Origin of the sequence: Streptomyces toxytricini, from assembly GCF_014649915.1 — a bacterium.
Lineage (GTDB): Bacteria > Actinomycetota > Actinomycetes > Streptomycetales > Streptomycetaceae > Streptomyces > Streptomyces toxytricini.
Genome location: NZ_BMTY01000010.1, coordinates 244,049 through 258,971, shown reverse-complemented (window position 1 = coordinate 258,971; position 14,923 = coordinate 244,049). Strand labels below are relative to the sequence as shown.

The following is a 14,923-nucleotide window of genomic DNA, read 5'->3' as shown; positions in this document are numbered from 1 at the left end:
CGCCCCCCCCCCCCCCCCCCCCCCCCCCCCCCCCCCCCCCCGCAGCACTGACGAAGCCGTCGCCCCGGCGGGCCAACGACGGTGCGAGCCTGCCCAACACGCCACGCCGCTTACCTCTCAGGAGGGCGTGGGGTCGGCAGGCCTTGGTGCCCGCTTCGATACTCGACAGATACTGCCCGTCGCCGAAGCGGGCATTCTTTGGCTTGTGGCGCACCGCAATATCCCCGCCCGCGTACACGAGGGGGAGATTCACTCCTGCAGGTGAACCGGAGTCGCTCGGGCACGCCGGTACCTATAACGCGGTGCAGCGCGCCGGGTCGGCGGCGCACTCTCCAAGGCCTGGTGGGCCGTACGGCGGACTGCATCGGCGGAAGCGCGCCGGCAGCCGCGAGCTGGCTGAGTCTTAGCCGACCGAGGGCTGGCGGTGCGGGCTGAAGACGGAACCCCGACCCCGGGGGCGTACGCCGAGGAGCCTGCGCCCCAAGCCAGTCGCCGTGCCGCGGCGGGGCAGAGACGAGTCCCTCCGCGGGCAAGGGCACGGGCCCGCGTGGGGCGGGGCGCCGTCAGGGCTGGGGCGTCGTCCCGTCGGTCTCGGGCCACGTGTCCCAGCACCAGAGTCCGCCGATCGCGTGGCGGCCCGGGGCGTCCGGGGTGACGCGCTCGGCGCCCGGCTCGTCTCGGTAGGTCGCGTCCCTTGTGAACGTGAGCGCGCCGTCGTACCCGAATGCTGCCGTGAGGCCGTAGTTGTCCCGGTGCTGGCCCTCGACGATGCGCTGCGCGGTCTGGCCGGCGAACAGGTACGTTTGCGTAGGGAGATCGCGTCGCCGTCGCGGGTTGCCCGGGGTGGGGCCTGTAGTCCGTTCCGTCGACCCGTCAAGAGCTCCCAGGGGCGCGGTCTGGGCGGGTGTCTGCGGGGCTGGGCTCGATGCTGCGTCGCGTGGGCCGTCTGCGGCACGGCGCCCGTCAGGGCCGGGCACGACCGTCACGCTGTGGGGCGGGACCGCGTAGCGGGAGCGGCCGGTGCGGTCGGCCTCTCGCGGGCGCGAGGACAGGTGAGGCTTAGAAGGGGAGATCATCAACTGCGTTCGGCTCGGTCCCCTGCCACTGGGGGCCCACCGTCCCGGGACGGCGATACAGGCTGCCGAGAGGTGAGCCAGCGTCTGTCCTCGGACGTGGAGCCAGCTCTCGGCCGTCAGCCCGTCCTGCCGCAGTAGAAGTCCGGGAGCAGAGAACGAGCGGACCGGGGACTCGTCACTACCCGTCCACATCGGGTAGTCCGGGAGAGCGATCCGCTGGAAGAGCTGCGGAACCTCGCTTTCGACCCCGGCCGGCAATTCGCAAGCGTTGTAGAGGGGACCGTCGCCGAGCAGGCACTCGGAGCGGATCAGCTCCACACACGCCAACGAGATCCGGTCCATGAACGGCTGTCACCCCTCACGGGACTGGACGATGACAGGCGGGTCAGCCTTTTCCAGGTCGGCCAGACGCACGCCCCGGAATGCACACCCCTGGTTCTCGCTGCGGAAGCACAGCACACCCCCAAGGTCCTGGTGCACGAAGACTCTGAGGGAGGCAGCATCGGATCCTGATGCTCGAACAGGTCCGAACGCCGACCGAAGAGCAGGTACGCCTCACCCAGAGCGGCGGGAAGCGCCGGGCTCAGCTGACTTTCGGCACGCTTGAGTTCCTCCTCTCCGATGCCATCGGCGTCGGTCAAGGGGGTGCACCACCCAGCCACGAAGGCCCGGATGAAGTCCCATGCTTCAGCCCGGTCCGGTATGCCGTTGTGTATCGCGGCAGCTGCATCGAAGTCGCCCACCATGCGCTGGACCGTACCCGTTCCGCAGAGGTACCGGGAAACGATCACACGGTCCTCTGGAGGGATCTGGCAAGGGACGGTTCCCCCTGCTGGTCAGCGGCACTAGGCAGACCGGGGCAGGCTCAACGGTAATGGGGCCGTTCGTCTCGTCTGGGTGTGCCGACAGGACCTAGCGGGTTGCGGAGGTCGGATAGGCCGAAGAGCTGCATCAGCCGGACAGGGTCGGGGCTGTGGCGAGCTTCGTCAACGATTCGGTCGGCGCACATGCGGCAGGCAGGCAGACCGACTCGTTGGAAGAGCAACTGGACCACGCCGGCGCTGATGGGCGGGTCGAAGTCGTCGACGGCCGTGTTGCCGGTGACGAAGGAGTAGGGATTGGAGCTGTCGGGCCAGCGCCGGTGGCGCTGGAGCTCCCATGCTGTGACCAGGCGCGGGGGAAGGCGTCGAGGTAAATGACGTGGTTCATGCGTCCCGCCCGGCGCAGACGCGGTTGGCCCTTGCTGTGGTCGAGGGCGGTTCGTCGGAGGCGGGGGAGTTGTCCCGGGGAGCCGGGCGTAGATGGCGACGAGGAAGACCATGAGGCGGACGCGGGGGTCGTCGAGGCGGTCCAGGAGACCGGCGATGCGGTCGGAAGGCGATGCGGTCGGCACAAATCGGTTGCTGGTGAGGGAGACGCTCCGGGCCCGGTCCCGGAAGACGAGGCGTTCGCGTTTGAGAGCCCTGAAGAAGGAGCGCAGTGCGGTGTGCAGGCGGCGGGCTTGGGCGCCGCGGAGCGGGTCGAGGACGTCCTCGATGTGCTTCCTGGTGATATCGCGGGGGATCGGCCGTCGGCGATCCATGCTTCGAGGGTTCCAGGAGCGCACCTACGTAGTTCTCGACGGTCTTTGGTCTGCGGACCCGGCTGGACTGCCCTGGCCGAGGAGTACGTCGATGAAGGTGCCGCGGTGGAACGCCAAACCGTACCGTCAGGGGTGCCGACTGCTGTGATCTGGTCTTCGGCGTTCCACTCGTAGCGCCCGAACCCAATAGGCTGGGCGCGAGACCGAAGGTAAGTGGGGGGATTTGATGAGCGGGTCCGTAACGGCCGGTATCTTCCAGGCTCTGGAGGCGGACGATCCCCCGATGGTCGCCGGATATCGAATCGCCGCCAGGCTGGGCGCGGGCGGCATGGGCAAGGTGTACCTGTCCCACACGCCCGGAGGCCGAGCCGTCGCCATCAAGGTGATCCGGCCCGAGTTCGCCGAGGACGCCGAATTCCGTCGGCGGTTCCGTCGCGAGGTCCTCTCCGCCCAGCAGGTACAGGGCCTGTATACCGCCCCTGTCATCGACAGCGATGTCGACGGGCCGATGCCCTGGCTGGCGACCGCCTACGTCCCAGGACCCACCGTCGCCGCGGCAGTGGCCGAGCACGGCCGCCTCCCGACCCGGACCGTCCTGTTGCTCGTCGCGGGGATCGCCGAGGCCCTTCAAGTCATCCACGGCGCTGGCATCGTGCACCGCGACCTCAAACCGTCGAACGTACTGCTCGCCTCAGACGGCCCCCGGGTCATCGACTTCGGCATCGCACGGGCCGCCGACGCGACCTCACTCACCGCCAGTGGAGTCGCCATCGGAACACCCTCCTTCATGGCGCCCGAGCAAGCTGCGGACGGGGAGATCAGCGGCGCTACGGATGTGTTCGCCCTCGGGCAGGTGGCCGCGTACGCTGCCCTGGGCGCACCCGCATACGGTGAAGGCCCCTCGCACGGGGTGCTCTACCGGATCGTCCACGAGCAACCCAATCTGAACGGGCTCCCAGCCGAACTGCGGACCCTCGTCTCACGCTGCCTCGTCAAAGACCCCATGAGTCGGGCTTCGTTGACCGAGATCCTCGACCTGTGCCGTGCTGCCGCGGACCAGACCCAACTTCGCAGGGCCGAGGACTGGCTTCCCGCCGAGCTCGCGGCGGGCATCACCGAACGCCAATCAGTGCCGGACCCGGTACCGGCCTCACCGGCCTTAGCACCTGCCCCGCCGCGGGTACCACCGGCCACCGCGCCCGCGATGCCGAGCCCGGTCGGGGCTCCGCTGCCTCCAGGGCCTTACGAGACGCCGCCCATGGACCACCGCCCCCAGGGGTACGGGCCGCCCAACAGCTACAGTCCCCCACAAACTGTCCATCCCGCGGCCTCGATGCCTATGGCCGGCTACCCGCCCGTGCCGCCGATCACGCCCCCGCGCAGCCGGGCAACCGCCGCCTTGGTGTCCATCTTCGGAGGGCTCCTCCTGCTCCTCGCCTGCAGCGGCGCCGCGATCAACGTGATGTCACGCGGGACCGACGACCGCAGCACCGCCGGCGGGGCCGACAGCGGCGCAAGCGCTTCCGCCAAGGCAACACCCCGACCAGACCCTCAGCCTGAGACGTATGCGGACATCAAGCTCGCATCGGACTACCATCTGAAATTCGGCGATACCCCATTGGGCCCTGTCCAGTACAGCAAGGACGACATTTTCTATCAGTGCGGCTTCGGTAGCTGCGATTTCGCCACCTTCAGCGCCAAACTCGCTCGGCTCGACGTCGGCTCCTCCCTTCAGGCCTGTCGCCAGGAAACCCGCTTCACCACCCGCATCCCTGTCGAGGCGATTGGGAAGGGAGGTCGCGTGTGCGTGACCACAGACAACGGGAGCATCGCGCTGATCACCTACAAGGGCAGCTCACCCAAAGGCGACCCCAGCACCTACGCCATCCTGGACGTCACAGTATGGCGGGGAGCAGCACGCAAGGACTGACTAGGCGGTCACCCGTTGGAGGATCGGTGGTCGACTTTGGGCATGGGCACAGTACGCCGGGATCCCGGCGAGCCTGGTGTCGGTGCCCGGATATACGCAGACGTCATGCGCCGGGACGGGAAGACTCGTAACCGAAGGCCCTGGGCAAGCCGCCATCGCGGAGGGGCAGGATCCAAGAACGCCGCGAGAGGTCAAAGTGGCTGTCTTAGATCACAGGCTTTTCGGCCTGGTCGACGAGGAAGGGCAGCAGGGTGGGCGCGGGTGGCATGGTCGCTGGGAACGCGACAATGCTGTATGGGCAGACGGCGGAGGATGTGCTCGATACGCGGCTGCGGCTGGAAGCCTGGGACGCGCCAGCCGAGGAACCGATAGGTGAGTCGCAGGTGCGGGCCGAGCAGGTGATGGACCTGCCGTCGGCTTCGTGCCGCTGTTCCCCGTTTCGACCAGATACGCGACTCAGTGCACGTTCTGCGGAATGGAGCAGGTAGTGCCCAGGGAGTGGGCCGAGCAATCACAGGCGCAGACCACGGCCTCCCCACGGTGAGGCGTACGGGCTGACGCCGCAGCCGCACCAGCACCCCGGTGCCTGAACGTCGCCGACGCTTCCCCTGCGCACCCGAAGGTGAGCCCCGCCTCCGCGCCGCAGGCGTCCGGGGCGCCGAGTATGCCCGTAGTGGCGGCGCCGTACGACCACCGAGGGGCGGGTGGAGCAGAAGCCGTATGGCGCGGCCTGATCCACCAGGCGCTGCAGAGACGTCGGCGTGGCCCCGTCATGATGCAGCCGGAGGTCGGATGCGCTAAAACGGAGCAGCTCGGCAGACCCACCCCTCCCGTTTCAGGAGAAGGTGGAGGTATGAGCGGCGCGGACGAGGGGGCGGCGGAATCTCGGAGTGCGCGCTTCGACAGTGTGCACAAATGGGCCGCACCCTGGCCGCAGTAGTGGCACTCGCCTTCTCCGTTTACAACTTCACCGAGCTCCGACAGAAACCTCGCATCGATGCGACGCTCCCCCATCTTCTGCGCATCGGGCCAGTGAACGGCGGAACCGTCTTCCAGGTGCAACCGACGATCTCCACAAGGTTCAAGTCCGAGGATGTGGAGGTCATTCGCGACGCGCATCTCCAAGTCACTCCCGCCAACACCCCCTCCTCCAAGAGGCCGATTTTCTACTGACACGAAAGCGGGACATACGTATACGATTTCGCGTCAGATCAGGTCAATTATCGCTGGACCAGCGATCCGGCCCCCTTCATCGTCAGCCAGGACAAGCCGCAGCAGCCCACACTCGCCTTCTGGGCAGACGACTGGACATTCGCGCCCGGAAAGTACGAGGGAGTACTCCGGTTGAGCCGATCAGAAAGCAGCTCTCCTCTGATCAAGAAATTCTGCCTGATTATTTCGGAGCGGGCCGCCCACGAGCTTCGCACCGCAGAGCAGCGGAGAATCTTTTTCTTCCGGGACGACCTTCCCAAATTCCACACCTCTCCGGAATCTGCAAAGTGCTACAGGAGAGAAACGGATTAAGAGCGACCGGCAATAGGTGTCGGCGAGGTGGCCCGGGTGGCAGAACGGGCACGGGTCCACGTGATCATGGAGTTCTCTACGCTCAGTGATCACGAAGGACAGCCGTGCCCGCGCTGCCATCTCGTCTGCTCGAACCCCTCTGGGAGGGTGCTCGCGCTGGTCCACGGCTCGGGTTACGAGCGCCTGTCCAGTCCCGGATGCTCCGACCGCACCATCCGCCGACGGCTCAAAGAGTGGGCCGTGCGCGGCATTTCCGAGGCCGTCCACACCATCGCGCTCCAGGCGTACGACCGCATGATCGGCCGGGAGCTGTCCGAGATGTCCGTCGACGGCTGCATCACCAAGGCCCCGTGCGGCGGCGAGGGCGCAGGCCGGTCCCCGGTCGACGCGGGAAGCAGGGCCTGAAGCGCTCGCTCGCCTCCGACGCGTGCGGCGTCCCGCTCGGCCTGGTCGCCGCAGGGGCCAGCCGCCACGACTCGCCTCTCCTCGGCCCGACCCTCGAAGCGGCCATCGGACAGGTGGGACCCCTGCCCGAGGATGTGAACGTCAACCTCGACCGGGGCTACGACAACAACAAGTCCCGCAGTCTGCTCGGGGAGTTGGGCTTCACCGGTAAGATCGCCCGCAACGGTGTACCCGCCCCGATCCAGGTCGGCAAGCGGTGGACCGTGGAACGGACGCGCTCGTGGATGAACGGCTACGGCAAGCTCCGGCGCTGCACCGAGAGGAACGGCGCGGTCGTCGAGTTCTACCTCCACCTCGCCGCGACTCTCGTCACGCTCCGCATGCTCATCCGACGCTCGACGAGCCGCTACCGCTAGGACGGCCGTCCCACCACCCGGCGCATCAAGTAATCCATCTGCCGGTCGGTCTTAATCGAGTGCGAGAGTCCCGGTCCGGGTGATACAAGGTCCGCGTGACTGATCATCTCCACTTCCCCACCCTGCTGCGGATGATTGACGAGCGTTCCGCCGCGTTTCGCGCCGCCGTCGCCGCGGCCCCCAGCCTCGACGCCGACGTCCCGTCCTGCCCGGGCTGGACGCTGTACGACCTGGCGAACCACCTCAGTGAGGGGGACCGCTTCTGGGCCTACATCGTGCTGAACACCGCGCCGGGCGACGAACGGCCGAGCAAGGACGGCCTGGCGGCGCCCAGGGAGCGCGAGGCCCTCATAACCTGGCTGGCCGACTCGACGGAGCAGCTGCTCACTGCTCTGCGCGAGGCCGGCCCGGACCGGAGCTGCTGGGCCTGGTGGGAGCCGCTGGCCTCGCCGCACACGGTGGCCGCCGTGGCCCGCCGCCGCGTCCCGGAATCGCTGATCCACACCTACGACGCCCAGCTGGCCTCCGGTACCCCGCAGGAGCTGCCGACGACCGAGGCGGCCGACGCCATCGAGGAGTTCCTCGCCACCGTCTGCACCGGCACGGTCCCGTGGCCGGGCGAGCCCGCCACCGTGGACTACCACGCAGCCGAGGCCGGCTCCTGGCGCCAGACGGTGGACGCCGCCGGTTCCCGCTTCACCCGCCTCACCGCGGCGGAGGCCGCCGAGAGCAAGCCCACAGCCGCCATCTACGGCACGGCGAGCGAGATGGCCCTGCTCATGTACATGCGCATCCCGGCCGACTCGCTGCGGATCGAGGGCGACGCCGACCTGCTCCAGCAGCTGCAGGACTGGGGCTGAGGCCGACCGGCAGATGGATCACTTGAGGCGTCGGGTGGTGGGGCGGCCGTCCCAGCGGTAGCGGCTCGTCGAGCGTCGGATGAGCATGCGGAGCCGGACGAGAGTGGCGGCGAGGTAGAGGTGGAAGTCCACAACGCGTAGCCGGAGCCGTGGACCAGCGCGAGCGCGATGTACTCGAAGACGGTCCGGTCTGGAATCCGTCGCCGGTGGCGACCCAGCGGATGGCTCTCGGCGTATCCCTTCCGCACGGCAGCAGAGCGGCGAAGTGGTCCCACAGGGGTTCCTAAAGGCGTGCGGGGACCGCAGGCACGAGCCCTCCGGGTGATCACAGAGCGTCAAGAACCCCATGATTCCTCAGGCTCGTGCCTGCCTCGCGTTCGGGCCCGCCTGGGCTGCCCCACCCACCATTTGCCGGTCGGTCCAAGGCGGGTTTGTGCAACCGGTTGCCGAGACGGCGTGCCCGCGATGGTGGCCATCGAGCCGAGGTGCGCGGTGACCGGGGGGCGCGGCGTCGGTCCAGGGGTACGTCCGCGAGGCGTGCGAAGGTGTCCAGGATGCCGTCGGCTGCCGGGGGGCGGGGTGGTGCTGAGGGGTGAAGGTACCGACCGCAGGGGGCGGTGCCGAGCGGAGCGGCCTGCGGTTGACGGGCCGGGTACGGGCGCCCCCGGATGCCGGAGCCTGGCAGGGCACCGGTCACCCGGAGAGCCGTGACGCCCGCGCCGGTGACGGCGGCGGCCGCCGTGCCCGCGAGGACGGTGCGGCGCGAGGGCCTGTCGTGTGGACCCGGGTCGCGCAGCGGCGCGGCGCCGACCGCGGCGACTTCGCCGATCCGGCGGGCCGTGTCGGCGAGCAGCGCGTCCGACAGCAGTCGGCGAAATCCCCCGCGTCGAAGGGCCCCCACAGTTCACGCAGTTGCCGGGGCGGGGGACGGTCACCGGGCTGCAACCACAGGCAGCCGGAGAGAGTGCCGCGGAGCCCTTCCGCCAGGCACCTCAGGGGGGCGCAGCGTCGGCGCGCAGCAGTCGCAGCGGATCCTGCCCGGTGCCGCGGGCGTCGTACGGGCCATGCCCGGTGGAGGCGAAGACCGGGACCGCGGCGAGGGCGAAGAGCACGCCGGGCACATCGCCAGGTCGGGTTCTTCGTACACGATCCGGAAGTCGGCACGGGCCGCGTTCCCGTCGAAGAGGGCGTGCCGCCCGGTCACGGCGAACACCGGCAGGGCGCCGAGGCAGAAGACGTCGCTCTCCGCGCCGAGGACGCCCTTCATCACCTGCTCGACCGACATGAAGCCCGGTGTCCCGGGGCGCTGCCCGGTCGCGGTCAAGGTGGTGTCGCCGACCGTCCGGGCGATACCGAAGTCGACCACGTGCGGGCGTCGGTACCGAGGATGACGTTGGACGGCTTGAGGTCGCGGTGTACGACGCCAGCCTCGCCGAGGGCCGGCGCGGCGCGGACGAGCGCGTCGGCCAGGACCCACACGACCGGCACGGGTAGCGGCCCGTGCCGCATTACGGCGTCGGCGGGCGTCGGACCGGGAACGCACTCCGCTGCCCGCCAGGGCAAGCCCTGAGGCGGCGACGACCCGAGCAGCGCCGTCACGAACGGGCTGCGCACCGCCGCTGCTGCCGCAGCCGCACGGGCGGAAACTCCCGCAGCTCGGTGTCACGCAGCAGTTCGGGGCGGATGGTCGTGAGGGCCACCGGTGTCGACCGCAGCGGGCGAGGTAGACCGCCACCATGCCGCCGGTGCCGAGGAGCCCCAGGAGTCGGTGGCCGCCGAGCCGGGCGGGTGCACTGCTCGGCAAGGGCGCGATCACCGGTCTCATGCCTGGGATCGCATGAGCGGCTGGCGACTGCCTTCCATGTCGGCAGGGTTCGCCCGGGTTCGTGCTGTACTGCCAGTCGAGGTTGCCGGTGGCTTGCCGCGCGTGCAGCACGGGCACAGGGTCCACGCCAGCGGCCCGTCGTTCCGTACTCGGGTCGGGAGACCTTCGGGGCGTACCGGCCGGGACGGGCCGCGCGACGTGATGCCGGTCAGGCGGCCGGCTGGCGATCGGGAGCCTTGCGCGTCTTCACCCCGACGGCGACGAGCGCCAGCCCCGCTACGGTGATGCCGAGGTAAGCGGCGGACGGAAGGTCGACGACCTTGTGCAGCCAGCCCCACTCCGTGCCGAAGAAGGTCTGCGAAGCGAAGCCGACCAGCCCCTGGGCTCCTATGACGTAGCCGATGCTTTCGACGGTGTATCCGATGGTTTTGCGCACGGATCAACCCTCTCGCGGCGGAGTCCCGGAAGCCTCCTCCGCAGGGCCGAAAATGCAGTAGGCCGAAGGATGCAGTCGTTCGCGGAAGGCGGGGACCGGCGTCGGTCCGGGTGTTCGATCAGCTCGCAGGCTGCGGACCGGGATGCAGCCCCCGGAGCTCCACCGGCGGCCCGGACGTCTTCGAGACTCCCGTCCGGCCCGCGGCGGGCCGGGGTCATGTGCGGTCGGCCAGGAACGCGGAGACGTCCTCGCGCGTCGGGTAGTTCGGCAGCGGGGCGGGCTCGTCCTGAAGGAACGCACTGATCACGGCGGCGGCGCGCTCGTCGTTGTCGTCCAGGCCGTTCCACATGTGGTGTCCGACCTTGGGCATGTACTGCGTGCGTTCGACGGCCGGATCATGGGCGAGGACGTCGGTCGCCCACTGGCGCAGCTGGGAGGAGCACTCGGCGATCATCAGCATTGCCGGGGTCGTCGACCGGCTCAGCTGCGGGGCGATGGAGGGCGAGTCCCTGACCGTCTGCTGGACGCGGAGGCTGGCGGCGGGGCTGAAGGAGAAGTTCTGCGGCGTGTCCTCGACGGGGATGCGGTGCGCGTCGCGCGCGCAGTAGGCGGATGCGGTGTCGTCGCCGAGGTCCGCGGCGGTGAAGGCGTTGTCCCCTTCGGCCTGTCCGATCAGCCCGGTTTCGGGGGTGAGCAGTCCCAGCCGCATGAGGCCGAACGCGACGGCGTAGCGGGGGACGTGTGTCGATCGCGGTCCGGCGGGGGCCGGGGCGAGGCCCCGTGCCGACGGCCTGCCCTTGTGCCCGCCCGCTCGCGCGGTGGGGCCGTCCATGGGGCCCGGTTCGGCGATGACGGCGCGGTGCAGGCGTCCGGCGGTGTCCGGGTCGGCCAGGGCCCGGGTCAGGACGGCTCCGCCCGAGGAGAACCCGAGGACGTCGACCTTGCCCTTGCCGAGGTGGTCGACGAACGCGGCGAGGTCGCGGACCGACCTGGAGATCGTGTACTGGCCCATGGGCAGCAGGTCGCTTCGGCCGCCGCCGGCCTGCTCGTAGGCGTAGACGTCGTAGCCGCGCCGCGCCAACAGCTGCAGGAAGCGGTGGTCGAGCACCGAGATGCCGCGGACGGGTCCGCCGGGGAGGTACACCAGCGGAACGGCCCGCCGGGCACCGGAGCCGGCGGGAGGGTAGTGGTACACCGCAACGCGGCTGCCGGTGGCCAGGCTCCAGTGCTGCGTGGCCACGAACGGCAGGGCGGGCGGGGACTGCCGGTCCGTCGGCACCGTCGGGATGCAGACGGCCGCCGACAGTGCCGCCGCGACGACGACCGGCAGGAACGGCACCAGCTGCGCCGGCCAGGCGCGCCGCCTTCGCCGCAGCCGCCATGTGGCGAAGGCGGATCCCACCACCAGAGTCGTGAGCCATGCCGCGAGACCGGAGCCGGCCCCGTCCGTGAGGACGACCAGCGCGAGAAAGACGGCCACCAGCGCCGCGACGGCGGCCACGGCCAGAGCCAGGGTGAGGGATAAGCGGCCGGCGTAGCGGACGAAGCGTATGGCGGGCGAGGGCAAGGTGACCTCCCGGTGTTTCAGAACACTGTTTTGAAACGACGTTATCAGAAGGGGGTAGGCTGCCGTTGTGGGTAGGCCGAGAACGAACGACGACGCCGTGAGAGAACGGCTCGTGGCATGCGCGACGGAGATGCTCGCCACCCACCCCAGGGAGTCGGTCACCGTCCGCGCCGTCGCCGCTGCCGCCGACGCGTCCACGACGGCGGTGTACTCCCTCTTCGGCGGCAAAGACGCGCTGATCGGTGCGGTACGCGACAGAGCCGTCGCCGGGCTCTTCCAGAGTCTGTCGGCGGTACGGGCCTCCGCGGACCCTTTGGCCGACCTCTGCGCGCTGGGCGCCGCCTACCGCCGCTGGGGACGCGGACACGCCCACCTGTACACGGTCCTGTTCGGCGGTGTGCAGTCCTTCGACCCGGGCGGGCAGGTCGGCTCCGCCGACCCCGTCCGCCCCCTCATCGAAGCGATCGACCGCGCACGGGCGGCATCCCTCCTGGACGGCGAGCCCACACCCATCGCCCTGTCGATCTGGGCCACCCTCCACGGTCTCGTCACCCTCGAACTCGCCGGAGCCCTCGACACCGCCACCGCCGACACCGCATTCCGATCGGCAATCCACGCCACACTCCGCGGTTGGACCACCCCCGCGGTATTCCGCACCCTCCGCCAAGCCGAAGCCGGCCCCTGACGAGACAGGGATGCCCGCGGACCTCGCCGACCTGGACGTGACAGTGCGGACGTGGGGTGGACGGAGCCGACGGCGCGAAACCTCCCTACGTCGTGAAGGGTGCATTCCTCGGCACAACGCTGCGCCCACGGCGCTCGACGGCATGACAAGATCGACGCCATGTCCTTCCGCATTCCCCACCTGCAGATCGGCTCGGCCGAGATCATTGCCCTGGCGGATGCCGAGGGCCCGTTCTTCTCCCCGCGCGCCGAGGCATTCCCCGAGGCCACGGCCACGCAGTGGGCCGAGGCCGACCGCTGTGACCCGGGCGGGGTCGATGCCGAGGGACGGTGGCACCTGCAGTTCCGCGCGTACGCGGTCCGCAGCGACAACGGCCTTACCGTCGTGGACGCCGGCATCGGCCCGGCCGACGGCCCCGCCGCCTCGTGGGCGCCGGTGCCGGGCTCCCTCCCCGCGTCGCTCGCCGCAGCGGGCATCGACCCGGCAGAAGTCGACACCGTGGTGCTCACGCACCTGCACACCGACCACGTCGGGTGGGCGGTCGTGACAGAGGAGGCCGTCCCGTCCCAGGGTGGCGCTCGGGACGGCAACGTCTCGGCGAGCGGCCGGCGCCCCTATTTCCCGAACGCCGAATACCTTTTGCAGCGGGCCGAGTTCGATGCCCTCGACACGATCAACCCGCAGCTCCGCGAAACCCTCACCGACCCGCTCGCGGCCGCCGGCCGGCTCCGGCTCCTCGACGGGGACACGCCGCTGCGGGCCGGGCGTGTCGTCGCCACGCCGGGCCACACGCCCGGGCACCAGAGCGTGCTGATTGCCCACGGGCACCAGACGGCGCTCATCACCGGCGACCTCCTGGTGCACGCGCTGCAACTGCTCCACCCCGAACTCGCCTACGCACACGAGGTGGACCCCGAGACGGCGAGGCACTCGAGGAAGCGCATGCTCAGGCGCGAACCCGCCGGCACACTGCACCTGGCCACGCCGCACCTGACCGAGCCGTTCCTCCCAGTGTGATCGCGGCCGCGGGGCGGCCGGCCGGAGTTTGCGGCCCACCGACGGTCCATGGCGCGGCAGTCTCTTCGCCGGCGGAGGCGGAGGTTGGAAGCGGCGGCAGCCTTGGGCGGGCACATCCCCGCTTTGGCCGACGGTCCGCGCAGGCGACCGAGCCGGAGCCGGCCCCGGCTCGCGGGCAGGGGTGGGGCACGGCTCCCGCCACGACCAGGGCCGCCCCCAACGCCGACACACCACCGCGCAGAACCACCAGCGCGGTCCCGACCGGCACGAGTCGTCCCCCCGTCACCCGCAGCGGGAGCAGCAGATTTCACGGGCTGCCAGGGCCTCGAACATCCCGCTCCGCCTCACTGGGCGTCGAGCCCGGTGACCTACGGAGTCCGCGTCGGCATCGGTGACCCCGGCGCCCCGAGTACCGTTCCCGGAGCAGAAGGCACTGGTTGCGCGCGATGCAGGTTTCGTAGGCTCAACGCATGTCCGATTTTGATCATGCAGAACAGCCTTGTGCCACAGACCCGGTGTCCGCCGACGATCTCGCGGAAGGAGTCCGACTCGTCCTCGCGCTGCTGCGCCAGCCGGCGGCGCTGGCCGCCGACTGGAACCGGGCAGCCGGGACGCCGGAGTGGAGCTGCTGGGAGACCGCCGAGCACCTGGCCGACGACCTCTTCGCCTATGCCGCGCAGCTAGGTCCGCAAACACCTCCGGCCGCTGCTGACGTGCCCTTCATCTGGCGGCAGGAAGCTTCCGGCAAGCCCTTCAACGTGATCTTCGCCGAACGGGAGGGCGGGCCAGAGGGCCTCGTGCAGGTGCTGGAGGCGTGCGCGGCACTCCTCGTGGCGATGGTGCGGACGGCGCCGCCGCATGCGCGTGCGTTCCACGTGTTCGGAACGACGGATCCCGAGGGCTCGGCCGCCATGGGTCTGGTGGAACTGTTCGTGCACGCCGATGACCTGGCTCTCGGCCTCGGCCTCGATTGGGAAGCCCCCGCGGCGATCTGTGCGCGGGTGCTGGCGAGGCTGTTCCCCGATGTTCCCGCCGACGGCGACCCCTGGCCCACCCTCCTGTGGGCGACCGGCCGAGGAGAGCTGGCAGGCCGAGAACGACTCACGCAGTGGAAGTGGGACAGCACCCCACGCTCACGGCGGGCACCGGTCGGCATGTGAGCAGGACGACGAAACCGGGATGGACGCCCACCCGACCGCTCCGCCGATGCCTTCTGCCGCGCGCTTCGCAGTGCAGTGTCGCGCCGGTCACGCGCAGGCCGCCGATAGTCGAACTTCGGGGCCGGATGCGTTCGTTCGGCCGTGTGTCACGGCTCGGCGGATTCCTCCGTCTGCGGGGGAACGGAAACGCATTGCTGCTCGGGGCGGGCCGGCACGGGTGGTGGTCGGGCACCGCGGCCGGCGCGGCGCGGTGCCGTAGGCCGGGAAGGCGGGGCCGTGGCCGGGGCCCGATCACGTCCGGGGCACGGACCGGTTCGCGTCCGCGGACCTGGTGATCGCCCTGCCGTGGGCGGACTTCCGCACACCGCCGCCGGCGCAGTGCCGGCGGCGCTGACCGCCGTGCACGCGCGGAGTGCGCTGGTCGCCGTGCACTGCGTGGG

General features: G+C 70.2%; 8 protein-coding genes and 3 pseudogenes. 8 read left to right on the top strand and 3 right to left on the bottom strand.

The window, feature by feature from the left end:
- Positions 1-2,884 precede the first annotated feature (2,884 nt).
- The 5 genes and pseudogenes from IE170_RS15380 to IE170_RS15365 all read left to right on the top strand — a co-directional run bounded on the left by IE170_RS15380 (position 2,885) and on the right by IE170_RS15365 (position 7,793).
- Positions 2,885-4,588 carry a serine/threonine-protein kinase gene (locus tag IE170_RS15380; protein WP_189809920.1) on the top strand — a complete coding sequence of 568 codons (1,704 nt, stop codon included), beginning with the start codon at positions 2,885-2,887 and terminating at the stop codon, positions 4,586-4,588.
- 418 nt (positions 4,589-5,006) lie between these two features.
- Positions 5,007-5,132 (top strand): annotated as a pseudogene (locus tag IE170_RS32655) (zinc-ribbon domain-containing protein); the annotation flags it as partial.
- 371 nt (positions 5,133-5,503) lie between these two features.
- Positions 5,504-5,761: a hypothetical protein gene (locus IE170_RS32650; RefSeq protein ID WP_223856753.1), complete on the top strand. Its 258-nt coding sequence runs from the start codon at positions 5,504-5,506 to the stop codon at positions 5,759-5,761.
- Positions 5,762-6,265: 504 nt separating this feature from the next.
- A pseudogene (locus tag IE170_RS15370) lies at positions 6,266-6,933 on the top strand (transposase family protein); the annotation flags it as partial.
- A 95-nt stretch (positions 6,934-7,028) separates the two neighbouring features.
- Entirely contained in the window at positions 7,029-7,793 is a 765-nt protein-coding gene (locus IE170_RS15365; RefSeq protein ID WP_189809919.1) for a maleylpyruvate isomerase family mycothiol-dependent enzyme, read from the top strand.
- Between the two features lie 18 nt (positions 7,794-7,811).
- Here the strand turns inward: IE170_RS15365 and IE170_RS15360 are convergent.
- The 3 genes and pseudogenes from IE170_RS15360 to IE170_RS15350 form a co-directional block, all read right to left on the bottom strand.
- A pseudogene (locus IE170_RS15360) lies at positions 7,812-7,937 on the bottom strand (IS5/IS1182 family transposase); the annotation flags it as partial.
- A gap of 1,889 nt (positions 7,938-9,826) precedes the next feature.
- Entirely contained in the window at positions 9,827-10,054 is a 228-nt protein-coding gene (locus IE170_RS15355) for a hypothetical protein (RefSeq protein WP_223856795.1), read from the bottom strand.
- 214 nt (positions 10,055-10,268) lie between these two features.
- Entirely contained in the window at positions 10,269-11,621 is a 1,353-nt protein-coding gene (locus IE170_RS15350) for an alpha/beta fold hydrolase (RefSeq protein WP_189809918.1), read from the bottom strand.
- A gap of 67 nt (positions 11,622-11,688) precedes the next feature.
- Here IE170_RS15350 and IE170_RS15345 point away from each other — a divergent pair, with 67 nt between their 5' ends.
- The 3 genes from IE170_RS15345 to IE170_RS15335 all read left to right on the top strand — a co-directional run bounded on the left by IE170_RS15345 (position 11,689) and on the right by IE170_RS15335 (position 14,483).
- On the top strand, positions 11,689-12,306 hold the full coding sequence (locus IE170_RS15345; protein ID WP_189809917.1) for a TetR/AcrR family transcriptional regulator: 618 nt from the start codon (positions 11,689-11,691) through the stop codon (positions 12,304-12,306).
- 159 nt (positions 12,307-12,465) lie between these two features.
- Positions 12,466-13,323, top strand: coding sequence for an MBL fold metallo-hydrolase (locus IE170_RS15340; RefSeq protein ID WP_189809916.1), 858 nt, complete (start codon positions 12,466-12,468; stop codon positions 13,321-13,323).
- Positions 13,324-13,793: 470 nt separating this feature from the next.
- Positions 13,794-14,483: a hypothetical protein gene (locus IE170_RS15335; RefSeq protein WP_189809915.1), complete on the top strand. Its 690-nt coding sequence runs from the start codon at positions 13,794-13,796 to the stop codon at positions 14,481-14,483.
- Positions 14,484-14,923 lie beyond the last annotated feature (440 nt).

Excerpts from the sequence above, each read along its gene's own strand:
- IE170_RS32650 (WP_223856753.1), top strand. The coding sequence starts at position 5,504 with ATGGGCCGCACCCTGGCCGCAGTAGTGGCACTCGCCTTCTCCGTTTAC.
- IE170_RS15335 (WP_189809915.1), top strand. The coding sequence starts at position 13,794 with ATGTCCGATTTTGATCATGCAGAACAGCCTTGTGCCACAGACCCGGTG.
- IE170_RS15380 (WP_189809920.1), top strand. The coding sequence starts at position 2,885 with ATGAGCGGGTCCGTAACGGCCGGTATCTTCCAGGCTCTGGAGGCGGAC.
- IE170_RS15340 (WP_189809916.1), top strand. The coding sequence starts at position 12,466 with ATGTCCTTCCGCATTCCCCACCTGCAGATCGGCTCGGCCGAGATCATT.